Origin of the sequence: Metabacillus sp. B2-18 (assembly GCF_021117275.1) — a bacterium.
Lineage (GTDB): Bacteria > Bacillota > Bacilli > Bacillales > Bacillaceae > Metabacillus.
On record NZ_CP088245.1, the window covers coordinates 2,966,650 to 2,990,019 of the forward strand.

Below are 23,370 nucleotides of genomic sequence, written 5' to 3' on the forward strand. Positions count from 1 at the left end.
TCTCCCCTTTCTACTGTACTACTGCTTTGGAACGTGACGCTTTTGTCGCCGAACCTTTTTTCTCAGATTTTGCATTTGCTTCAAACGCACTCATAATTGCTTCTTCATTTGTTAGTCCAGCAGCCATTTGCTCAGCAATACGATTCATCATACGCTTGTAATCTTTTGGAATAACTTTCACAAATTTCGCTACTGTTTCAGTCCAATGATCTAGAACAAATTTCGCTTTCGGACTTCCTGTATAGTCATAATGATTTTGAATCATTTCTTTTAAGAAGTTTATTTCTTGGTCATCTACTAAACTCTCAAATTCAATCATTTCATCATTGCAAGTTGCTTTGAACTCATTCTTATTATCAGCAAGTACGTATGCAATACCACCAGACATACCTGCACCAAAGTTTTTACCAACTTCACCAAGAATCACAACACGGCCACCAGTCATATATTCACAGCCATGGTCTCCTACACCTTCAACAACAACATTTACTCCACTGTTACGAACACCGAAGCGTTCACCAGCGTGACCGTTAATATATGCTTCACCGCTTGTTGCACCATAGAATGGTACGTTTCCGATGATCACATTATCAGCAGCAACAATGCTTGAATCCTCTGAAGGTTTAACAATAATTTTACCACCAGATAAACCTTTTCCTAGGTAGTCATTGGCATCACCAGTTAAATGCATTGTCACACCTTTAGGAACAAATGCACCAAAGCTTTGACCAGCAGAGCCAGTGAAACGAAGGGTAATTGTATCCTCTGGTAATCCTTCTTCACCATAACGTTTTGAAATCTCACTACCAACAATTGTACCTGTAACACGGTTAATATTTTTAATAGTAAATGAAGCATCAATTGGCGTACCAGATTCGATTGCTTTTTCTACTTTAGGTAAAATTTCAACCATATCCAGTGATTGTTCAATTTTATGGTTTTGTTTAATCTTTGCAGTACGAGTACCTTCAGGTTGGAATAATAGTGTTGAAAGATCTAGATGTTTTGCTTTCCAGTGAGCTTTTGCACGATCACTTACTTCTAAAACATCCGTGCTTCCAACCATTTCATCCATTGTTCTGAAGCCAAGCTCAGCCATAATTTCACGTACTTCTTGAGCCACAAAACGCATGTAGTTCACAATATGATCTGGATCTCCAGTGAATTTATCACGAAGCTCAGGATTTTGTGTTGCAACCCCTACTGGACAAGTATCTAAATGACAAACGCGCATCATAATACAACCCATAACAACAAGTGGAGCTGTGGCAAAGCCATACTCTTCTGCACCTAAGATAGCTGCTAGAGCTACATCGCGACCAGTCATTAATTTTCCATCTGTTTCTAATACAACGCGATCACGAAGACCGTTAAGCATTAATGTTTGGTGAGCTTCCGCTAGTCCAAGCTCCCATGGAAGACCTGTATGTTTAATACTTGTTTTTGGAGAAGCACCAGTACCACCATCATAACCACTAATAACAATAACATCAGCAGCACCTTTAGCAACACCTGCTGCAATTGTACCAACACCAGCTTTAGCAACAAGTTTTACACTGATACGTGCATCTCGATTTGAGTTTTTCAAATCATGAATAAGCTGTGCTAGATCCTCAATTGAATAAATATCATGGTGAGGCGGTGGTGAGATTAATCCCACACCAGGTGTTGAACCACGAACATCGGCAACCCATGGGTAAACTTTGTTACCAGGTAATTGTCCACCTTCACCAGGCTTCGCACCTTGTGCCATTTTAATTTGCAGTTCATCAGCATTTACTAAATAGTGACTCTTAACACCAAAACGTCCAGATGCAATTTGTTTCACAGCACTGCGTCGAAGATCACCGTTTGCATCAGCAGTAAAACGGTTTGAATCTTCTCCACCCTCACCACTGTTACTCTTACCGCCAAGACGGTTCATAGCGATCGCAAGTGTTTCATGTGCTTCTTTACTTAATGAACCAAATGACATCGCACCAGTTTTAAAACGTTTAACGATTGAGTCAACTGATTCAACTTCATCAATTGAAATGGATTGTTTCTTGCTGTTAAATGAGAATAGATTACGTAAGAAACCAATTCTCTCTTCATTTGCAGCTTCAGAATATTGTTTAAACAGGCTGTAATCATTTTTACGACAAGCCCACTGTAACGTATGAATTGTCTTAGGATTGAATGCATGGTGCTCCCCATTTTTTCTCCATTGGAAGTCACTACCAGAATCCAATACCTTGTCAACCTTTTCAGAAAAAGCATCTTTATGACGTAATACAGCTTCTTTTGCAATTGTATCTAGATCAATTCCACCAAGTTGTGTCGCTGTACCAGTGAAGAATCGATCAACAACCTCCTGGCTGATTCCAACTGCTTCAAAAATTTGTGCTCCACGGTAACTTTGTACAGTAGAAATCCCCATCTTAGACATTACTTTTACAACACCTTCAGTAACACCTTTGATGTATTTTGCTACAACTTCATCATAGCTGTATGAAAGACTACCATCTAAAACAGCTTCTTTATAAGTTGCAAATGCTAAATAAGGATTAATTGCGTCTACTCCGTAACCAATTAAAGCCGCGAAATGATGAACTTCTCTTGCTTCACCAGACTCAATGACAAGACTCGCCTTTGTACGTGTTCCTTGACGTACTAAATGTTGGTGAATTGCACCTACTGCTAAAAGAGCTGGAATAGCAACCTTCACAGAGTTCATGGCACGATCTGATATAATAATGATATTTACACCATCAGCAATTGCCTGATCTGCTTCTGCACATAACTCATTCACTGCCGCATCAAGATTATCCGTAAACAATGCTTGAAGTGTTTTACTCTTAAAACCAGAGTGTAAGTTTAAACGTAATTGTGCTAATTGATCGTTTGAAAGTACAGGTGAATCTAATTGAATTCTACGTGCGTTTTCTTTCGTAGGATGAAGAATATTTCCTTCAGTACCTAATAACGTCATTGTTGAAGTAACAATTTGTTCCCTAATTGCATCAATTGGCGGGTTCGTTACTTGAGCAAATAATTGCTTAAAGTAGTTAAATAAAGATTGTGGGCGATCTGACAATACCGCAAGTGGAGTGTCATTCCCCATTGAACCTAGTGGGTCTTTTCCTTCTGTAATGATAGGAAGTAAATATTTTTGGATATCTTCGTACGTATAACCAAAAGCTTGTTGACGCTCAGGAATATCTGTTACAACTTCTTCTTCTAGATCTGCCGCTTGGTTTTCAAGCTTAATAAGCTGTTCAGTTAACCACTCTTGATACGGCTCTTCTTGTGCCATCTCTTCTTTAATTTCTTCATCAGAAATGATACGCCCTTGCTCTAAGTCGATTAACAACATTTTCCCTGGGCTTAAGCGGTCTTTGTATAAAACATCTTTTTCATCTACTTCAATAACACCTACTTCAGATGAGAAGATGATGTAGTCGTCTTTTGTTACATAATATCGTGCTGGACGAAGACCATTACGATCTAAAATCGCACCAATTTGTTTACCATTTGTAAACGAGATTGCGGTTGGACCATCCCATGGTTCCATTAAGCAGCTATGATATTCATAGAACGCTCTTTTTTCAGGACTCATATGAGGATTCTCAGTCCAAGGTTCTGGAATCATCATCATCGCAGCATGAGCTGGCTTGCGACCTGCTAAAACAAAGAATTCAAAAGCGTTATCTAAAATAGACGAGTCACTACCGTCTACATCTAGAATTGGTAGTACTTTATTTAAATCTTCACCAAATGCTTCTGACACGAATTGTTGTTCTCTTGCTTTCATCCAATTCATGTTTCCACGAAGTGTATTAATTTCTCCATTATGAATTAGGTAGCGATTTGGATGTGCTCTTTCCCAGCTTGGGAATGTGTTTGTACTAAAGCGTGAGTGAACCAAAGAGAATGCAGAAACGAAATCTTCATCCTGTAGATCAAGATAAAATGCATCAACTTGTTCAGGAGTTAATAGTCCTTTGTAGACAATTGTGCTGCTTGAAAGACTAGTAAAATAGAAACGTAGTTCACGTTCTCTTGCCCAGTTTTCAGCTTGTTTACGAATCACATATAATTTACGTTCAAACGTAATATTATCTTGGATTGATTCATCTGCTCCAATAAACACTTGACGAACAACTGGGCAGCTTAATTTTGCTACTGGTCCAATTTCTTCTGCGTTTACTGGTACATCTCTCCAACCTAATAAAGTTTGACCTTCAGCTTCAATAAATTTGTTTAATTGTTCTTCAATCTGTTGACGTTCTGAATCATCATTTGAGAAAAACATCATTCCGACACCGTAGCGTCCACTTTCAGGAAGGGTCATTTCCTGACAAGCCTTTTTGAAGTATGCATCAGGAATTTGTACCATTAATCCGGCACCATCTCCTGTTAATGGGTCACTGCCTTGTCCACCCCTGTGGTCTAATTGACAAAGCATACTTAGTCCTTTTTTTACAATATCATGTGTAGCATGGCCTTTAATATGAGCGTATAAACCGATACCGCATGCATCATGTTCAAATTCAGGACGGTAGAGACCTTGTGCTTTAGGTATTTGATTGTAAGTCATGTATATCTCCCCCCGTTAGATAATCTTACACCCGAGAATTTTCAGATAATTACATTATATCTTCCATAATTGATATTAACAATATATAATTTAGATTAAAACAATCTCAATTTGATATAAATAGTTTGGAGGCCTATAAATGGAATTACGACAATTACGTTATTTTATGGAAGTAGCTGAGCGTGAGCATGTATCTGAAGCTGCTCAATATTTACATGTTGCTCAATCTGCGATAAGTAGACAAATTGCTAATCTTGAAGCGGAATTAGGTGTTACCTTATTTGAAAGAGAAGGTCGGAATGTCAAGCTTACACCGATCGGAAAGGTGTTTCTTACTCATACAAAAACTGCAATGAAAGCAATTGATTATGCGAAAAAACAAATCGATGAGTACTTAGACCCTGAGAGAGGAACAATTAAGATTGGATTTCCAACAAGTCTCGCAAGTCACTTGTTGCCAACCGTTATATCAGCATTTAAGGATAAACATCCAAATGTTGCCTTTCATTTACGTCAAGGCTCTTATAAATTTTTAATTGATTCTGTTGTAAATCGTGAAATTGATTTAGCATTTTTAGGGCCAGTCCCTCAAAATAATCCTGAAGTTGAAGGAACAATTTTATTTACAGAGAGCATTTCTGCTTTAATACCATCATCACACCATCTAGCATCAAAAAGCAGTATTCTGCTCAATGAGTTAAGAAATGACTCTTTTGTTCTTTTCCCTAGAGGCTTTGTACTACAAGAAATAGTGGTGGAAGCTTGTAAGCAAGCAGGATTTGTTCCAAACATTTCTTCTGTAGGAGAAGATTTGGACGCTATCAAAGGTTTAGTTTCAGCAGGAATGGGTGTTACTTTGTTGCCAGAAAGTACATTTCATGAGTCCATCCCCCGCTTTACAGTAAAAATACCAATTGAACTTCCGATAGTTAGACGTTCAGTTGGTATTATTGTTTCTAAGAAAAGAGATCTTGCCCCTTCCGAAAAAGTGTTTTATAAATTTGTAAAAGACTTTTTCTCGATGCTAGAGCAATATCAATAAATCCATCCTGAGTTGACTCTAGAATTTGCTAGGTCAACTCTTGCTTTATCATAACATTTATTAGTATGTATTGAATTAGAAATTAATGGGATTTCAATCGATTATCTCGTTAGCTTGTTCCTAGTTTCTTCTATTATATATATGAATCAAACGCTTTCATTTTTAGGGTTTTGAGCAAAAGAGGCATTTACTTCTTAGGAATGATATCTATGGTTTAGAGGAACATAAGAAAACAAAATAAAAAAGGAGGATGTTGTTTATGAAAAAAGAACAATACCTATCTAATGCCCCAAAACAAGAGAAATTCACATTACAAACGGATGGTACTTTTCCTAATAAGAAAAATATTGATGGTGATTCGGTTATGGAACATAAAAACCAAGAAGTAGCTAATTCGTTAATTGCTGAAAAAGAAATTGGTCAACAACAGGAAAATCTTTAAACCTTATGCAAAGAGGCTCACAATGTGAACCTCTTTTCTGTTCATTCATCCTTTATGGTTCATAAAAAAATCAGGATAGTCTGTTATGATTCCATCCACTTTTGCATCTAGTAGTGGTTTAATTGTTTTTTTATCTCTAACTGTGTATGGCATAGTCCTCATGTTATAAGAGTGAATTTTTTTTACTAATTTATTCGTAACAAGAGCTTTATTTGGGTTTATAAATTGCACTAATGAAGACCAATCTTTTAATTGTACATTTGACACTCCTTGTACTCGATATTTAACAAGTAAGCCGAGAGGAACATGTGCTATCTTAGTATGAAATTTTTCTAACCATTCAAAATCAAAAGATTGGACAATAACCTCTTCATTTTCAAATTTTCCCTTCCTAAAAATATTAAGTTCTTCAGCCAATTTCACATGAAGATCATCATATAAACCTGGATTTTTCACTTCAATTAACAAACCTATTTTCCCTTTGAATGTTAGCAATACTTCTTCTAAACTTGGAACTTTTTGTCCAGAAAATTTCTTATGATACCAAGAACCAGCATCTAGTTTTCTTAATTCCTCATATGTAAATTCTTTAACTTCACCAGTTCCATTTGTTGTCCTATCAACGGTGGGGTCATGAATAACAACCACTTTACCATCTTTTGTCATCTGCAGATCAAGTTCAATATAATCTGCTTCTAGCTCTACTGCCTTATTAAAAGCTGCCATGGTGTTTTCAGGAGCATGCCCTGAAGCACCTCGATGTGCAACAACTTTGAAGTTACCTTTTATATCATGATGTTTTCTTTTTAAAAATTGAATGCTCTCTCTAAATTTATGTATCATATTCACATTTCCAAGCCCCTTTGCTTGTTCATATTAGAACATCGCTCACAACAAATTCAAATCTTTGAAAGAAAAGGAAAATTCAAGTAAAGTACAATTAAGAATATTGTTAGGAGGTAAAAATTGTGAATGATGTTATTAACACCTTAACAAGTCACCGTTCTTTTCGTCAATATGAAGAAAAACTGGTAGAACAAGAACATCTAAATGCGATTCTTTCCTCTGCTCAAGCAGCTCCAAATTGGATTAATGGGCAGCAGGTTTCTGTAATTGTTATTAAAGATAAAAAGAAAAAGCAAGAGCTTTCTGTTTTATGTGGTAATCAAAAACATATCGATCAGGCACCAGTCTTTTTAGTTTTTTGTGCGGATTTTTACCGAGCGAAAATAGCAAGTGAAATGGAAAATGTTCCTTTTGAAGTAGTAAATGATGCTGATTCTTTATTAGTTGGAGCAACAGATGTTGGGATCGCACTAAGTAATGCAATAACTGCTTCTGAATCATTAGGTTTAGGAACTGTTCCAATAGGTGGGATACGCCGAAGACCACTGGAAGTAATTGAATTATTACAATTACCTGAATACGTTATACCGATATCAGGATTGTGTATTGGTTATCCTTCAGAGGCCCCCGGTTTAAACCCTAGATTACCTAAAGATGCATTTATTCATAATGAGTCCTATAATGAAAACCAACAAAAATATATAGAAGAGTACAACAAGATGTTTAAACAGCATCAACTCAATAAAACAAATGGTCAAAGAGACACTTCGTGGACTGAAAGAATATCGAACTTTTATAAAGGCCCACATTATAATAATAATTACCCTGACGTACCCAAAATGCTTAAAAAGCAGGGATTTACTTGTAAAGATTTATCATAAACCACTTAACTGACAATATTTTCCTTGTCAGTTTTTTATTTATTAATCTAACATGCAATTTAGTTAACATTTCAATAAAAAATGATTTAATGAACGAAAAAAGGTTTTAATCGTACTTAAACCGGGTATAGAGAAATAGTATGTGTTTCTAAGCATCCTTTACTAACTGTGGAGGTGATACATTTTGACTGATGCTATGAAAAATGACAGGAAAAATGAAATTTTAGAATTAACACTTGAGGCAATGAAATCTAATATTAGTAAAGAAGAATTCAAACAATTTTTGAAACAAAAAGCAAAAGAGAAAAACCGTACTTGATTTTCGGTACATATGCTAAAAGGGACAGATTTTTCATTTCTTCTTGAAAAATTTGTCCCTTTTATTTAACAACTTATTTTATCTTCTTAAACTCCTCAATAAACTGCTCAGGATTCGATCGCATTTGAAATGAATACATACCTCTTGTTGTATGTAAGTAAAGAAATCCTATTTCACTAGAAATGATACGATACGAAATATCTAATACATCTTTTAATAAGAAAGTTTCAAAAGAGGTCGAGATCTCACTTGTAGACAATGTGATTTTATGTTGCTCTTCTTTATGACATATACTATTTTCTTCAATATTTCTCGTGACTGTAATATAGGGTAAATTGGCGATTACTTTCACATTGTCCCTCCTTTTGAACTTATTCTTCCTTACTATAAAGATGATCAGAGATATTTTCAACAAATGGAGTCACTTGTCCTGCAGAATAGATAAATAATTCGTGCATCGCTCTTGTGCAGGCTGTATAGAATAGATTTCTTACATCTTCTTCATAATATTGTTCTTTAGAAGCATTGAACAAAATAACAGCATCAAATTCTATTCCTTTTGCAAGATATGCTGGAATGATAATAATCCCTTTTTGGAACTCATTGCTTTTTTTATCGATTAGCTGTACATTCATATGCTGTTTAAGTTCTTGGTAAGCCTGCTGTGACTCCTCTGCAGTTTTGCAAATAATTGCAATCGTTTGATAGTTCTGCAATGTTTTAACTTTATTTTTTATGCTAGCAACAACTTCTGAGAGCTCTGTTTTTTCAATAATAACTGGTTTTGGTCCCTGTCGATTAAAAGGGTCAATTTCATTTTCATTATTAAGAATTTCACGAGTAAATTCAATAATTGGTTTGGTTGAGCGATAACTACGGTTTAAAATAATTTTTTCAATTGACTCTCCCTGAAACAAGTTCATTAATGCTTCAATACCTGATTTGGAATGATGTGAATAGATTGCTTGGTTAGTATCACCTAACACTGTATATCTTGCGTTTGGGAAAAGCTGCTTAATAAATGCAAATTGAAATGCAGAGTAATCCTGTGCCTCATCAATAAACACATATTTCACACTCGTATTCACTTGAAAACCTGTTATTTTTTCCTTTACATATAAATATGGAGTTGCATCTTCATAAGGCAGTCTATCTTGATTAATCTGGGAAATAGTAAAAGAACAAACATCTTTCCACTCTTCTTCTGAGAGGCTTTCATTTTTTCCAACGGTTAAATGGGAAGGCAGTTTAAATAGCTGTCGATATATTTCCTTTATATTTAAAAATAAGTGAGATTTGATTTCTTTTCGGATAGAATGAAAGTGTCGCTTAACAACATATTTACGCCGCATCTTTTCCTCTCGCTCGTAATCATCAAATGTATCTTCAGTAAAATTCCTTTGTTTCGTTAATTTTTCATAGAAAATTTGGTATTCTTCTTTACTTAAAAACTGAATTTCTTCTTCAACCCATGACTTTTCCCTTTCACTTTTTTCCATCTTCTTCAACTGACTTAATAGCCACTCTGAAACAAGCTTCACCCTATTTGAAAGGGAAAGTGCTCCGCTTAACGAATAAAAATACGATGAAATCTCATCAGAACGAAAAATAATGTTTCCTCTAAACGTAATGTTATGAAATAATAACCCTTCTTCACTCAAATAATTCAAATACTGATCAATTACTTTCATAAAATCATAAGATGATTTATAAACAGAAGACATTTTTCTAACTGGATACAATTGTTCATCCTTTGCCGTTAACATGTATTCCATTAAAGTGAAAGGATCTTCCACCTCATACTGATTACGAAGTGAATGTTGTAAATATTGCTGAAATGTTGTTTGCTGCATATTTTCTTCACCAAGTTCAGGTAAAACATTACGAATATAGCTATTAAACATAAAGTTTGGAGAAAACAACAAAATTTCTTCTGCTTGTAAAGTCTCACGATGTTTATATAGTAAGTAAGCCATGCGCTGAAGTGCAGCTGACGTCTTACCACTTCCTGCAGCTCCTTGGACAAATAGTAGCTTCCCTTTTTCATTTCGTATTACCTTATTTTGTTCTTGTTGGATGGTAGCTACAATGCTTTTCATTTGGGTGTTTGATTGATCCCCAAGCACTTCCTGCAATAGTTCATCGCCAATTGTAATTCCAGTATCAAACATACTTTTTATGCTGCCGTTTTTGATAATAAACTGACGTTTTAATTTAAGCTCTCCACTAACAACACCACCCGGAGCAGTGAATTCTGCAGAACCTAAAGAATAGTCATAATATAAACTAGAAATTGGTGCACGCCAATCATAGATAAGAAACTCGTCTGTACTCGGATCAAGGTAAGATGCAATTCCTAAGTAAATACTTTCAACCTCCCGCTCCCCTTCTTCCACAAAGTCAATTCTTGCAAAATATGGTGCTTCGATAAGCCGTTTTAAGTTTTTTTCGTCTTGATCCAGATTTTTATGTCGATGCTCTCGTTCAGCTAAAAATTCAGCTTGTTGTTTTATACTTGTTGCTGTTTCACCTGCTTCTACAGCATCATCAAAGTTCACCGTAACATCTTCCCAGAAACTCTTTCTTATTTCGATAATATCTGTTTTCACCGTTGACGTTTGTTTCTGTAGACCCATTAAATCATTTTTTAATTTATGTAGTACATCATTTATTCTAATTTGTTCATCTTGAAGATTTTTATCAAAAGTATCCATTAAATCCCGCCTTTATAGACTATTCTATTGAAACTAACCACTTTTTTTGTTCTCCTATCTTTACATTCTAGACGTATCGTGAAAATCCTACATATTGGAAAGCTTATGTTACTTTTAATAAATTCATTAAAACTTTACAGAATATTTGCTGTCTGTTCATTTTTCATTGCTAAGCTAATAGTAAGAAAAGAAGGAGGGATCTCTTATGACTAAACATAAAATGATCATTCTTTACTGTGTTATTAGCTTACTACTTGTGTCAACCACAGTTTATTCAGCAACAACCTTAACATCAAGCGATGATACGATTGAAATTCATTTACTTGGGCTGAATGATTTTCACGGTCAATTAAACACTCACCACAATATATTAGGCCAAAAAGTTGGTGGAGCAGAGTATGTATCAGCTTATATCAATAAATTTAGAAAGCAATATGAAAACACATTCCTTGTTCACTCAGGCGATATGGTCGGAGGAAGTCCCCCACTATCTGCACTATTCCATGATGAGCCTACAATAGAGTTTTTAAACTACCTAAATGTTGATATAGGAACTCTTGGAAACCATGAATTTGATGAAGGAGTCCAAGAAATGCTTAGATTAGTTGAAGGAAATAATGATCGATCTTTTCCAGGATCTACTGCTACTTATATTTCTGCCAACGTAATAGATAACAAATCAAATTCACCCCTTCTTCCCCCATACACGATAAAAGAGATTAATGGTGTAAAATTAGGTTTTATAGGTGCAGTGACTACTGAAACAAATAACTTTGTTATTCCAGAAAACCGTCAAGAAATTACGATTTCAGATGAAGTTGCGTCAATAAATCTCGCAACAGAAAACCTCATCGATCAAGGTGTTCATTCTATTATTGTACTAGCACATATTTCTGCTAAATCCAATTTAAAAGGCGGAAACCCTCAGTTAGATATGATCAAAATGGCTCCTCTCCTACATGATGAAGTGGATGTAATATTTGCCGGTCACAGTCATGGATACGCCAACACTGTTGTTGATAACAAGTTAATTGTCCAGGGCTATGCCTATGGAAAAGCCATTTCAGATGTAAAAATTAAGGTCAATCCACAAAACGGTCAGATTGTTAACAAAGAAGCTGACATTCATTTAACCTTCCATTCTCTTATTAACCCAGACCAGACGGTAGTAAACATGTTGACTCATTACGAGAAAAAGCTTTCTAGACAAACAAAAGAAATCATTTCATCTATCCCTCGTGATCTTTCTAGAAAAAAGAATTCAAAAGGACAATCAGCACTTGGGAGCATGATTGTTTCGGCGATGCTAGAAAAAACAAATAGTGACATTGCATTTCTGCATCACGGAGGTATTAGGTTTTCATTAAATAAAGGAAATATTACACTTGAAGATATTTATAGATCATTACCTTTTAATCACAAATTAGTAAAAATGCAAGTAACTGGACAACAAATGATAAACATACTAAATCAACAATGGACTTACGAAAAAGAGAATCTCTTACAATCTAATGGTATTAGTTATCAAAAGACTCACATAAATAATAAAATAATTGAGCTAAAAGATTCTCTAGGAGAAGATATAGAACCAGATAAAATATATACTGTTGTAACAAGTGATTACCTTGCTTATGGAGGGGATGGTTTTTCAGCTTTTAAAGCAGGAGAAGTTATTTTTACTGGTGAAACTATTCGGGATGTTTTTATTGACTACTTAACAAAAAGATAGAATCTTAAAGAGACATTTTTCCAATCAAAAATACCCCCCTTTTAAAGGGGAGTTTCGCTGTATTTATTCCAAATCAAACTCCGATAACGAGTCCATATGACTTGCTATCATCGCAATAATTGTACTCGCTTCTTCTTTACTAAAGATAAAATTTGTTTCATCTTTTATCATATCATCATCGTCAGTCTTAATACGGTTTATTCGACGAAGAACTCCATCACCAGTCTCCTGGACAACTCCAAATTGATAAGTAACTTCCACTTCATCTTCATACATAAAGGCTGTAACTTCTGGTGTTTCCCACTCAACATCAATTTCTTCGAATATGTCTGAATCCTCATCATCTTCATATTCGTCATCTAAGTATACAACATCATCGAACTCATCATCATTCATATAAAGATGGAAGCTTTCATGCACAGCATCTACGATATCTTCAATATCTCCTAATATTGCTCTAGATGTTTGCTCGTACTCAAGATCGAACGTTTCAATATAAAATTCTTCGTTGTGAGGATCAAAAAACAACGTACAGAAATAATCACGATCTTCATCCTCTGTTTCTACGAAAAATTCAATTCTAGGATGCTTTGCTCCGCGATCAATTGACATATGTCCTTCTTGGTCATATTTTTCACAAATCGACTCCAAATGGTCCTGTAATTCACTACTAACACGATCAAACCATTCCATACTCATTTTTCACCCCACCTTTTACTCTAATTTCTATTTTACTATTCCCTACTTTTTTGAAAATTTCCCTATTTTTTTTATTTTTAGGTAAATAAGAAGTTCTCACAAGCATACAATGCAGTCAAATTAACGAAAAAGTTTTAAGAATATAGATCATAAAGCTGGGTACCGGCATATGATGTTAACATCATCTATTAGACTGACTGAAAGGAGTGAGTTTTTTGGTTTATATAAAAAACGATCAACATCCTTTACTATATAAACATTCAGCAGAAGTTAAGGCTACATCGAACCAAGACTCTTATCGCAGAAACTATTTACAAGAATTTATTCATGCTCAACAAAAAATAAATTCACAATTAAGAAATGCTACAACACAAGTAAATACCCTTGTTCATGAAACAAAGGTTGAGCAACAGCATCATTTTGACCAATTATCAAAAAAAATAGAAAATCAAGAAGAAAGAACAACTCCACTGCTTGATAACATCCTTAAGCAGGAGGAAGCCTATAAAGTTTTACTGGAAAGATTTGAATCAATCGAAATGTTTAATCAAGAGTTGTTAAAAAAGTATGAAGATGAAGGTCTGCTTAATCAAGCAATTGTTGATCAATTAACCATTCAGGATACTGCCGTTCAAAACTTATCGATAAGGTTAGAAAAATTTGGTGAAAATCATGAAAACCTTAATGATAAATTGGCTGAACAAAATGAGATTAACGAACAAATTTTAAAAACAGTCGAAATTCAGGAAGCATTCCACAAAACGGTCCTACAAAAACTTGAACAACAAGAAGCAATCAACCTAAAGACTTCACGTGAAGTAGATAGTTTAAAAGCAACACTATTCGAACGAATTAGTTATGTTATTGACAAGATAGAAGAAAATTACCGCAGTGTAACAGGATTTATTAATCAATTCTTTACCAAAACACACATCATTCCAAAAAAAACAGCGGATACTGAAAGAAAACAGAAAGAAACAACGCTAAATAAATAACAAAAAAACTGATTTCATGTAGGAGTAACACCTTACATGAAATCAGTTTTTTAATAGTAATTTACTCTATTCTCACAGTCTGAATGTTCGCCATATATTATGCTCATCATTTCCTGTGCGGCGTCTCCTGAAACTTTTTCATAGTCCTTTGCAAAATGCTTCAAGCTATCACAAAATCCAACATTATCCTGCCCTACACCTTCTGACCAACTAACAAAGTTGTGGTAATCCTGAAGTGGGTCATAAGATTCAAAGTTAGCAATAACATCACTCGAACCAAGTGTTGTTACTTCAATCCCTTTATAAGTATCTGGAAGATGTTCATCATATTTTACACATGCGTAAAAAATCATAGTATCTGTCCCTTCACAAATTGTCATATATCATAGTTTGCTTAGTAGCTAGTGAAAATATGCCATTTAAAGAAATGGAAACTCAAGATCATTTTTCAAAATTATGAGTTGTCATCACCCAAAAAGGAAAAAATAATTATGTGATTCGATTTATGGAGGGAAATCATGTCAAAAAAGTATCCTAGTTTTGTAAAGAGTGAATTTTTTGTAGATGAACCTGGAAATTGGCACTTAAAAGAGGGTGCACCAGATGAAATGAAAAAAGAGTTAAAAGAATATGTGGAATCATTAAATACGATTCAAGATGAACCCGGTACAATTGACAGCATACATGTTCCATATCCTTATGGCGATTAACAAGAAGAAGACCGCAATCATCAGATTGCGGTCTTCTTCTTGTTAACCATTATAGTACTGAAAAAGAATATGTTGTAGACGTTTTGTACTCCTCATTAACATCTAAGACGCACGGAGAAAAATGTGGGAAGTGTATAGAATCAGGCAGCCCTTGTGTTTCTAAGCAAATACCTAGATATTTTCTTGCTTGAGTTCCTCTTATTTCAAAGGAATCGTCCATCATATTACTTGTATATATAACAACACTTTGTTCATCAGTTTCCACCGTTAATTTTCTCCCACTCTGTTCTTCAACTAAAGTGATTTCTTCATTATGATGGTCGTTTAATAAAAATGGATGATCCACACCATTACCCGCTATTTGTATTTGTTGGTGATTTCCCGCAATCGCTTCTTTTATAGCTTTACTATTTCTGAAGTCAAATGGAGTGTTATCCACTTCAAGAAATTCGCCTGTTGGTAGTAAATTTTCACCTAGTTCAAGAAATTGATTGCTCTTTAGTTGCAGTTTATGTGATAAGATATCATTTTTTAGATTTCCACTTAAATTGAAATATGTATGATTTGTGAGGTTAACTAAAGTCTTCTTGTCTGATGTAGCACTGTATGAAATCTTCAGCTGGTTATTATTTGTTAAGACGTACGTTACATGTACGGTCAAGTTTCCAGGGTATCCATTTTCGCCATCTGGACTACAATAAGAAAACTCAATTCCAACTTCTCCGTCATGATGGAACTCTTTTGCAGCCCACAGTTTTCTGTCAAATGCCTCTGGTCCACCATGTAGATGGTTAATATTTTCATTTTTCGGTAACGAATATTGTTTACCATCTAACTCAAATTCAGCATTGCCTATTCTACCAGCAACACGACCGACGATTGTTCCAAAGTATGGTGAATCATTTAAATAGCTGTCAATATCATCAAAACCTAGGACAACGTTTTCATAGTTTCCATTTTTATCAGGTACAATGATATCAGTAATAATACAGCCTAATGTTATACATGTCACTTTCATGCCATGATCATTTTCTAAAGAATAGCTGTATACGTTTTCGCTATTAAGCTCTCCGAAAGTATTTTTAGTTATATTCATCTATCTCTCTCCCTTAATACGCTTTATTGTTTTCCCATAAAGATATAATAACACAACTTGTTCATACATCTTTATCTTTATAATTAAATAATTAATCATTTATTTGTCGATTCCTGCTAAAAACGGAAATTTCCTTAATCAAGACCAGATATTACTTATTTTTGTTGGTTTAGTGTGGCAATAAATGATGAAATCTCTCTATTTGCTGATTTCCATCTTTTCGTTGGCACTTGATGGTTTGTTCGTTTAAAAAACACAACTCTAAGGTTATTCGTTCTTTTTTTAAAATAAGATAAATATTTATTAATTAAATCAGACCTCGTTCCATACATCAAAAGAATAGGAACGTTAATTTTATGAATATCATTTATTAAATTGCTTCTTAATACAACTTGATAGTATTTATACCAAGCACTAGGTTGACATTTCTCCATATGCTGAATAAGCAATTCCCTCAATTTTTTGTTTTTTGTATGACTTACAGCTAACAATTGACCTAAAAATTTTTGATGGTGTTTAACCATGTACATGCCTGCCTTGTGTTCCCACTGAAATGCTGTATTTATAACTGCTGGATATCCACCAAATAAAATAAGTCCACTTACACGATTTGGATATAATATACATAAATTTTGAGCAATTACTCCACCGGCAGAGTAACCACAAATAACAACCTCTTCAAGATTCAGCTTATTTAATAGTTCGATAAGCTCTTCACTATAATGACGAATCGAAACTTCACTTGATTTTATCCGTGAGCTATCTCCATGCCCTGATAAGTCAGGAACAATGATTCTCATTTTTTCACTAAGTTTCCTTTGGTAATAAAACACGTGCCGCCCCATCCCAGGTGGATGTATAAAAAGGACCGGTATTCCTTGTCCAAAATCATCATACGCAATTATTTTATTCTCATTTAATTGAACAGTTGGCACTGTATTTCCCTCCTATCATAGCCGTCTTGTCGTATTATTCCACATTCTTAATTTGTTACCCATCAGGATTGGAAAAAATTTCTTTCAATAAAAAAGAATAAATATTGTTTATCGTGCAATATTAAATATCAACAACGATACAGCAAGGCAACAAAGCAGTACATCTTCTTCATTTATCAGGGGTTAACCTAGATGGTTAATGGATTGGTGCAATTCCAACCTAACCCACCAAACAATACATTTATTAAAGGAGATGGATTATCATGGCAAGCAACAGTAACAACAATTCTAACCAATTAGTAGTACCTGGTGCTTCTCAAGCGATCGACCAAATGAAATACGAAATCGCAAACGAATTCGGTGTAGATCTTGGTGGCGAAACAACATCTCGTGCAAATGGATCTGTTGGTGGAGAAATCACAAAACGCTTAGTATCATTTGCTGAACAACACCTAGGCGGCGAAACACGTAAACAATTTTAATTGAATATAAATGGCAATAGGGCACCATTTCGATGGTGCCCTTTCTATTCCTGAAAAATTGTCATGAAAAAGGTACATATGGTTAATCTAAAGAAGAAACAAAAACTAAAAGGGAGTTGATATGATGGTTAATGAAAACTTTGATGAATTTATCAAAACTGAAGCAAAACATAAGGCAAAATATTTAGGATCTACACAACCATCACATGGTATTTATAAAAACGATGAAGAAATTAATTCTAGAACAAATACAGATGAATCTGTTGGAGCAGTTGGTAGAGACGTTTTTGATAAAGAAAATAAATAAAACAAATACGCTCTAAATAAAGTACCGTATTGTGTGGTAAAAATGATAGTTAATGCTAAGTTGTGGGTGATAAGGTCTGATGAGCAATAATAAGTAGACTTTCTTGAGTAACCTGATCGTTTAAATAAGCGGAGTTTTTCCGGTTATATTGAGGAATGGAACTCTTTTTTTTGATATTAGCGGAATTTTTCCGCTTAAGCAACGTAAAATGGTCCATTTTCACCTTTTTCGCATAAATAGGCGGAATCTTTCCGTCTATTTATTCTATTTTACGTGCTTTTTCCTCATTAAGAGAAATTTCTCCGTTTATTTTTATTTACTGGTCATTCTTGAGGGTTTGGAAATCGCTTAACCTAGTGCTTATCTTGGTTAAAAAAATGCTTGGAGCATATATGTCTCCAAGCATTTTTCATTGCTAAATTTCTTTCGAAAGCAATATTCATTCGTACTTCAAAACAGAATCAATTATAAAGTGACCCCGTTTTTTCCAACTTATCTTCCTTTAATAAACATTTGCACCCATGCTCCGTGATAGAAGCCAACACCTATCGCATCAAATTCAGGTTTTAAAATATTTGCACGATGTCCTGAAGAATTCATCCATGCATTCATTACTTCCTGAGGTGTTTTTTGACCTTTTGCTATGTTTTCTCCAGCATATGAATAACTAATGCCAAATGTTTTTAACATATCAAAAGGTGATCCATAGTTAGGACTTGTGTGAGAGAAATAATTAGAATTAATCATATCTTCTGCTTTCTTTTGAGCTACATTTTTCACATCAGCTCGATGTGTTAATGGCTTTAAACCAGCTTTAGCTCGCTCCTGATTTACCAGTTGGACAACTTGATCTTGGAAGTTACTTACGCTTCCTGCAGACGGTTTTAAGCGAATAACTTCACCAACATGCATATTTCTTGGCTCAACATTTGGATTTAGTTCCATTAGCTTTTTATAATCTAAGCCATATCTTTGAGCTATGTACCAAAAAGTATCGCCAGGAGAAACTTTGTAAAATTCAAATGGTGGTTCCTTAAATGTTTTAATTTGTCCATGTGACACCGCCGGCATCGCTAATAAAAAAACAAAAGTTGCAAGTACTAGTTTTTTTAGCATTATGTCTTCCTCCAGTTTAATCAATTTAATTATTCAGTTTTCCACCACTATAGTTTGGCTAAGATCTTGAAAATCATTCATTAAACTTTCACAAAATTATGAGGATTAATAGAGTTATTCAAAAACGTTTTATAACAAAAATGAAAAAGAGGCTGGCATATAAACACGGCCAACCTCAGGAATGTGATGATTTTATTGACAAACATTCATATTTCTATGGTAATTGAACGTTTAGAGCTTTTAGCATATCATAGACAGCAGCTTTAATGTCTTCTGACTGATTTTCCCCTTCAAGAGCAGCATTAATTTGTTGCTTAAACTCTTGAACAACTGCTTTTACTTCATGTTTATTCATTGTTCTTATTCCCACCATTCATATTTTGAGTAATTTTATCTAGTGGAATGTTTAGGCCTAATCCTTGTAGCATTTCAAATACGGCAGCTTGGATATCTTGGCCACTTGCTCCTTCTTTTTTTAAATCAGCGATTTTAGATGATAAACTTCCAATGGCTTCATTCATTTTTTGATTATCCATATCTCACCTCATGATTGATTTAATATTGAGCGAATGTTTGCACATAGCTTTTCAGGATTTTCATCTTGGAAAATATTTCTACCAATTGAAATTCCATCAGCACCGGCACTTACAGCATCATCGATCATTGTCAATAAATCATCATTTGAACCTAATCTCTCTCCCCCTGCAATTAGAACAGGGATTTTCACACCAGAAACAACTTGCCTGAAGGTTTCCGGTGAACCACTGTAATTTACTTTTACAATGTCTGCCCCGAGCTCTTCTGCTACACGGGCAGCATGACGAATACGTTCAGGATCAAATTCATGCGCTTTTGAACCGTCACGTACATACATCATCGCAAGCAAAGGCATTCCCCATTTGTCACATTCTTCAGCGATTAAACCCACATCCTTGATCTGTTCTGCTTCAAATTGAGATCCAAGATTCACATGAGTTGAAATTGCAGTAGCCCCTAAACGAATCGAGTGCTCTACAGAGGATACAAGCTCTTTTCGCATACTTTGAGATTCTGGAGCTAACGCAGTTGAAGCAGATAAATGAATAATTAGTTCACCTTTATTGGAGCCTAATGCATCTGTTAAATAGCGAACAAGTCCTTTATGCACAACAACAGCATCCGCTCCTCCGTCAAATACGGCATTCACTGTTGAATTGATTTCCGTTAAACCAGTTACAGGACCTATCGTAATACCATGATCCATCGGAACAATTAGTAACTTATCGGAATGATGATATAATTTTTTCAGGCGAATTTCTTTACCGGACATACAAATTCCTCCAATTTTTCTATCTTTCAATAATTGTTTCGCTAACTTTTACTCCAACGTGACGTCCTGGCTCACAAATATAAGACAATAATTCATCACCTGGCTTAATTGTTGAAGCATTACGAGGCTTGCCGTCTGCACTCATAATACGGATGTGCCAGTCATCCTGTACAACAACATTCAGTTCACGCTCTCCTACTTTCCCTTTGATTAACAACATTGGACGAACTTCAGTTTTAATACGACCAACTGTTAATACGCGTGTTTCACCTTTTGTATTCACACAAAGAACTTTATCTCCAGCTTTAAGATCACTTAAATACTCCGCTGCATCTTCAGGCTGCCATACATAAGAATGAACTGCACCTGCATTAACACGAAATGGTCTTAAGTTCATATATGGTAAATAATGTGTTTCAGAGCAAACAAATACCCCTCCACCTGAAGTAGAACCAATAATCATTCCTTCATCTTGTGTCATGATACCAGTTGTATCGATACAAGCACGAACACCCATACCAGCATGCACAACATCCGTAACAACCATTGGATGTAAGTCTAATTTCGGTAACGATTGTTTTGACATAAATGCAGTTAATCGTTTTACTTCATCAACATTTGTTGTCGCGAATAAAACACCGTCACTACCCTTTTCAAGCGTTCCATATGCAATTTCTGTATCAATTGCCGTGTTAACAGCACGTAATAATACGGTGTTACTTTCTTCTAATCTAGCAATAATTAATTCAAGTGGAATGTTTGTTGGTAAATCAAAATCTACTGCAGCAAAATCATATTCACTTGCTTCTCTTGAACAACGTTCTAACATTTCACGATTATCAACTGAGTAGAAAATACATGTTTGATGACCACGTTTTTTCGCATCTGCTAATACTTCTTGGCTATCAGAAAAAATGACATCTTCTGCTGGTACTTGCTCTAATTCTTCACTGCTGCTAACTTCTGTAATGAATGTCATTTTTTGAGGAAAATATCCATCTTGACGTTGTTGAAGTGAAACCAATACCTTATCAATAGGAGAATGATTAATTAACTCCCAAACATCCATATTCTCAACTGAAACTCCTCTACCGTCATACCAAACTTGCCTAGCTTTTTGTTGCATATTAATTAGCTCCTTCCAATCTGCTCATTTTTAATAAATTTTCTGTTTCTTGAGTTGTTAAAAAGTAGTGTGGCTTTGCTTTCATGCCAAAAGATAAATCATCTGATCTGTCATATAATGTTCCTTTATCTAAGAGAATAATAGAAATGGCAACTCTGTATTTTTCATTCAGTTGATCAATATAACTGCTTAAGATCCGATCATCTTTTGATTCTTTTTCGATAAAAATATAGAGATGAGAGTTGATTTTACCCGCTGACCAAAAACGCCTTGCTGGTAAAATTGTGATCATTTTCTCTAATTCATGCATATCAAAAGACATACTATCAATTGTAATTAGATTTTCTTTTCTGCCTCTAATAATAAAAGAACGATTTCTACCGCAGGAACAAGGATGTTCTACTACTTGCACTAGATCTCCAGTTACATATCGGATCATCGGTGTTGCCCGTTTGCGAAGAGTTGTTAAGACTAAATTTCCAATTTCACCAGCTTTTACCTCTGTTTTTAAATCATCTGCGAGAACTTCGACATGAAAATAATCTTCAAATACATGTAATTGTTGTGATGAGCAATCAACCATTGTTGTACCTACTTCTGTCATTCCATAATTATCAAAAACAGGTACACCCCATATTTCCTCTATTAATTTTCTTCGAAACGGTGTTAATGGTTCACCAGCAGTACAAATAGCTCTCAATGAAGGGAAATCCTTTTTCGGATTTAGTCCAAGCATTTCTGCTACCTCAGCAAGCATGATTGCTTGTAAAGAAATACATGCTAGTACCGTTACATTTAACCTTTTTACTAAATCAATGACTTTTGACATTGGTGTAATTGTTGTTCGACTATCAGCAGGTACAACACAACCACCTTGCCTTTGCACGGCACGATGAACAAAGTGTGAAATCGTTGAAAGTGCATAAGGAAATCGGATTAGAACAATATCACTTTCGTTAAAAGAAGCACCACATGTTGCGATACCGCTCGTAATTTCATCAAGATCTTTTTCGTTATACCATACTGATACTGGAGTACCTGTTGTTCCAGAAGACTCATGGTATTGTGACAAAGAACTCGAAGAAGCTGGCAAAAGACCAAAAGGTGATTGCTCTCTTAAATCAGATTTTGTTGTGAATGGTATATTTTTTATGTCTTCTAGTGAATGTAGTGGTAGATTTTGAATTCGAGTAGAGTAAAATGGTGATGTTTTTGCATAGTTTAGTACTTCATTCAAAGCAGCAATCTTATTTTGTGTGTTCATCTTAAACACACCCTTATTTCATCTGTAAAAGATGTTTAATGTTTTGAGATAGGATTTCTTCACGTTCACGATCTGTTATTTGAAGCTTTATAATTTTTTCAAGCTCTATTCCAGGATGTGATAACGGATATTCTGATCCAAATATTACTTTTGATGATCCAACTTTCTTAACTGTTTCTTGGATGTGAAGAAAATTACCTGTTGATGTTTCTAAATAAAAATTCGATAAATTTTTTGCGGCCTCTAACGCTTCCTGATCAGCAGGACCAAATCCCATATGTCCGATAATAAAATTCGTTTTAGGAAATTGTTTAGCAAGCTGAATAAACTTTGCTGTAGAAGCACCAGGACTATAAACAACATGAGAGTAGACCGGGAAACCATAATCACCACAAAGATCAGCTAAACTTGTAATGCCTTTTGAGGCAAAGGAAAATTGGTGTGATAAAGGCGATAGCTTTAAACCTTTAAATCCTTGTTTTTTTCCTTTTTCCAGCTGTTTGTTAACATCCTTGTCGTGAGGATTAATGCAGATAAAACCTTGAATGTTTTGATTTGCTTTAATAGCCTTTTCTACATATTCATTGTCAGGAACAGGATTATCCGGCTTTGCTCTACCTGTAATATATTCAGTCATTTTACGAACATCAAGCATCGCACCAGGTACTGCCACCCCTTGGTCGATCCCTGCTTCCTTTATTACTTTTAAATACATCTCTGTATTTCCGTATTCAGTGTCAGACAAATGTGCATGTGCATCAATAATCAATTTTTTCACC

Annotated in this window: 24 protein-coding genes; 9 read left to right on the forward strand and 15 right to left on the reverse strand. The window is 34.9% G+C overall.

Annotated features, from left to right (window positions below; translation table 11 throughout):
- Nucleotides 1–10: 10 nt before the first annotated feature.
- Complete coding sequence (gene gltB / locus LPC09_RS14955) at nt 11–4,579, reverse strand: glutamate synthase large subunit (RefSeq protein WP_098798998.1); 4,569 nt, start codon at nt 4,577–4,579, stop codon at nt 11–13.
- 139 nt (nt 4,580–4,718) lie between these two features.
- Here gltB and LPC09_RS14960 point away from each other — a divergent pair, with 139 nt between their 5' ends.
- Together LPC09_RS14960 and LPC09_RS14965 are read left to right on the forward strand one after the other, a co-directional pair.
- Entirely contained in the window at nt 4,719–5,621 is a 903-nt protein-coding gene (locus LPC09_RS14960) for a glutamate biosynthesis transcriptional regulator GltC (RefSeq protein WP_098798999.1), read from the forward strand.
- Between the two features lie 259 nt (nt 5,622–5,880).
- Entirely contained in the window at nt 5,881–6,063 is a 183-nt protein-coding gene (locus LPC09_RS14965) for a hypothetical protein (RefSeq protein ID WP_098799000.1), read from the forward strand.
- Nucleotides 6,064–6,108: 45 nt separating this feature from the next.
- On the opposite strand, the gene LPC09_RS14970 is transcribed toward LPC09_RS14965, so the two are convergent.
- A complete protein-coding gene (locus tag LPC09_RS14970; RefSeq protein ID WP_231309766.1) occupies nt 6,109–6,906 on the reverse strand; it encodes a glycerophosphodiester phosphodiesterase in 798 nt (265 codons plus the stop codon).
- A gap of 125 nt (nt 6,907–7,031) precedes the next feature.
- On the opposite strand from LPC09_RS14970, the gene LPC09_RS14975 reads away from it, so the two are divergent.
- Both LPC09_RS14975 and sinI read left to right on the forward strand, forming a co-directional pair.
- Nucleotides 7,032–7,790 (forward strand): NADPH-dependent oxidoreductase, encoded by a 759-nt coding sequence (locus LPC09_RS14975; RefSeq protein ID WP_098799002.1) that lies wholly within the window; start codon nt 7,032–7,034, stop codon nt 7,788–7,790.
- Between the two features lie 184 nt (nt 7,791–7,974).
- Nucleotides 7,975–8,109, forward strand: coding sequence for a DNA-binding anti-repressor SinI (gene sinI, locus LPC09_RS14980; RefSeq protein WP_231307678.1), 135 nt, complete (start codon nt 7,975–7,977; stop codon nt 8,107–8,109).
- Nucleotides 8,110–8,182: 73 nt separating this feature from the next.
- Here sinI and LPC09_RS14985 read toward each other — a convergent pair whose 3' ends face one another.
- Both LPC09_RS14985 and helD read right to left on the reverse strand, forming a co-directional pair.
- Nucleotides 8,183–8,461, reverse strand: coding sequence for a hypothetical protein (locus LPC09_RS14985; protein ID WP_098799003.1), 279 nt, complete (start codon nt 8,459–8,461; stop codon nt 8,183–8,185).
- A 19-nt stretch (nt 8,462–8,480) separates the two neighbouring features.
- Nucleotides 8,481–10,823 carry an RNA polymerase recycling motor HelD gene (gene helD, locus LPC09_RS14990; protein ID WP_098799004.1) on the reverse strand — a complete coding sequence of 781 codons (2,343 nt, stop codon included), beginning with the start codon at nt 10,821–10,823 and terminating at the stop codon, nt 8,481–8,483.
- Nucleotides 10,824–11,028: 205 nt separating this feature from the next.
- Between helD and LPC09_RS14995 the strand changes: the two genes are divergently transcribed.
- A complete protein-coding gene (locus tag LPC09_RS14995) occupies nt 11,029–12,552 on the forward strand; it encodes a bifunctional metallophosphatase/5'-nucleotidase (protein ID WP_231307679.1) in 1,524 nt (507 codons plus the stop codon).
- A gap of 63 nt (nt 12,553–12,615) precedes the next feature.
- Here LPC09_RS14995 and LPC09_RS15000 read toward each other — a convergent pair whose 3' ends face one another.
- Nucleotides 12,616–13,251 carry a hypothetical protein gene (locus LPC09_RS15000; protein ID WP_231307680.1) on the reverse strand — a complete coding sequence of 212 codons (636 nt, stop codon included), beginning with the start codon at nt 13,249–13,251 and terminating at the stop codon, nt 12,616–12,618.
- 215 nt (nt 13,252–13,466) lie between these two features.
- Here LPC09_RS15000 and LPC09_RS15005 point away from each other — a divergent pair, with 215 nt between their 5' ends.
- Nucleotides 13,467–14,246: a hypothetical protein gene (locus LPC09_RS15005; protein ID WP_231307681.1), complete on the forward strand. Its 780-nt coding sequence runs from the start codon at nt 13,467–13,469 to the stop codon at nt 14,244–14,246.
- 50 nt (nt 14,247–14,296) lie between these two features.
- Here LPC09_RS15005 and LPC09_RS15010 read toward each other — a convergent pair whose 3' ends face one another.
- Nucleotides 14,297–14,599: a hypothetical protein gene (locus tag LPC09_RS15010; protein WP_231307682.1), complete on the reverse strand. Its 303-nt coding sequence runs from the start codon at nt 14,597–14,599 to the stop codon at nt 14,297–14,299.
- A gap of 165 nt (nt 14,600–14,764) precedes the next feature.
- Between LPC09_RS15010 and LPC09_RS15015 the strand changes: the two genes are divergently transcribed.
- Nucleotides 14,765–14,956, forward strand: a complete 192-nt coding sequence (locus LPC09_RS15015; protein WP_098799323.1) for a hypothetical protein — start codon at nt 14,765–14,767, stop codon at nt 14,954–14,956.
- Nucleotides 14,957–15,005: 49 nt separating this feature from the next.
- Here the strand turns inward: LPC09_RS15015 and LPC09_RS15020 are convergent, their stop codons facing one another.
- Nucleotides 15,006–16,052 (reverse strand): aldose epimerase family protein, encoded by a 1,047-nt coding sequence (locus LPC09_RS15020; RefSeq protein WP_231307683.1) that lies wholly within the window; start codon nt 16,050–16,052, stop codon nt 15,006–15,008.
- A gap of 155 nt (nt 16,053–16,207) precedes the next feature.
- On the reverse strand, nt 16,208–16,987 hold the full coding sequence (locus LPC09_RS15025; RefSeq protein ID WP_231307684.1) for an alpha/beta fold hydrolase: 780 nt from the start codon (nt 16,985–16,987) through the stop codon (nt 16,208–16,210).
- 263 nt (nt 16,988–17,250) lie between these two features.
- On the opposite strand from LPC09_RS15025, the gene LPC09_RS15030 reads away from it, so the two are divergent.
- Together LPC09_RS15030 and LPC09_RS15035 are read left to right on the forward strand one after the other, a co-directional pair.
- Nucleotides 17,251–17,469: an alpha/beta-type small acid-soluble spore protein gene (locus LPC09_RS15030; RefSeq protein WP_098799320.1), complete on the forward strand. Its 219-nt coding sequence runs from the start codon at nt 17,251–17,253 to the stop codon at nt 17,467–17,469.
- A gap of 124 nt (nt 17,470–17,593) precedes the next feature.
- A complete protein-coding gene (locus LPC09_RS15035; RefSeq protein ID WP_098799319.1) occupies nt 17,594–17,776 on the forward strand; it encodes a hypothetical protein in 183 nt (60 codons plus the stop codon).
- Nucleotides 17,777–18,268: 492 nt separating this feature from the next.
- Here the strand turns inward: LPC09_RS15035 and LPC09_RS15040 are convergent, their stop codons facing one another.
- The 7 genes from LPC09_RS15040 to LPC09_RS15070 all read right to left on the reverse strand — a co-directional run bounded on the left by LPC09_RS15040 (nt 18,269) and on the right by LPC09_RS15070 (nt 23,360).
- Entirely contained in the window at nt 18,269–18,892 is a 624-nt protein-coding gene (locus LPC09_RS15040; RefSeq protein WP_098799318.1) for a CAP domain-containing protein, read from the reverse strand.
- Between the two features lie 214 nt (nt 18,893–19,106).
- Nucleotides 19,107–19,247 (reverse strand): hypothetical protein, encoded by a 141-nt coding sequence (locus LPC09_RS15045; RefSeq protein WP_231307685.1) that lies wholly within the window; start codon nt 19,245–19,247, stop codon nt 19,107–19,109.
- On the reverse strand, nt 19,240–19,428 hold the full coding sequence (locus tag LPC09_RS15050) for a hypothetical protein (protein WP_231307686.1): 189 nt from the start codon (nt 19,426–19,428) through the stop codon (nt 19,240–19,242). Before LPC09_RS15050 ends, LPC09_RS15045 begins: the two co-directional genes overlap by 8 nt.
- Before the next feature lie 8 nt (nt 19,429–19,436).
- Entirely contained in the window at nt 19,437–20,201 is a 765-nt protein-coding gene (locus tag LPC09_RS15055) for a 2-amino-3,7-dideoxy-D-threo-hept-6-ulosonate synthase (RefSeq protein WP_231307687.1), read from the reverse strand.
- A 19-nt stretch (nt 20,202–20,220) separates the two neighbouring features.
- The gene (locus tag LPC09_RS15060) at nt 20,221–21,327 is read right to left on the reverse strand and encodes a 3-dehydroquinate synthase II domain-containing protein (protein ID WP_098799315.1); all 1,107 of its coding nucleotides are present in this window, start codon (nt 21,325–21,327) and stop codon (nt 20,221–20,223) included.
- 1 nt (nt 21,328) lies between these two features.
- The gene (locus LPC09_RS15065) at nt 21,329–22,591 is read right to left on the reverse strand and encodes a phenylacetate--CoA ligase family protein (RefSeq protein ID WP_098799314.1); all 1,263 of its coding nucleotides are present in this window, start codon (nt 22,589–22,591) and stop codon (nt 21,329–21,331) included.
- Nucleotides 22,592–22,604: 13 nt separating this feature from the next.
- Nucleotides 22,605–23,360: an amidohydrolase family protein gene (locus tag LPC09_RS15070; protein WP_098799313.1), complete on the reverse strand. Its 756-nt coding sequence runs from the start codon at nt 23,358–23,360 to the stop codon at nt 22,605–22,607.
- Between the last annotated feature and the right edge of the window lie 10 nt (nt 23,361–23,370).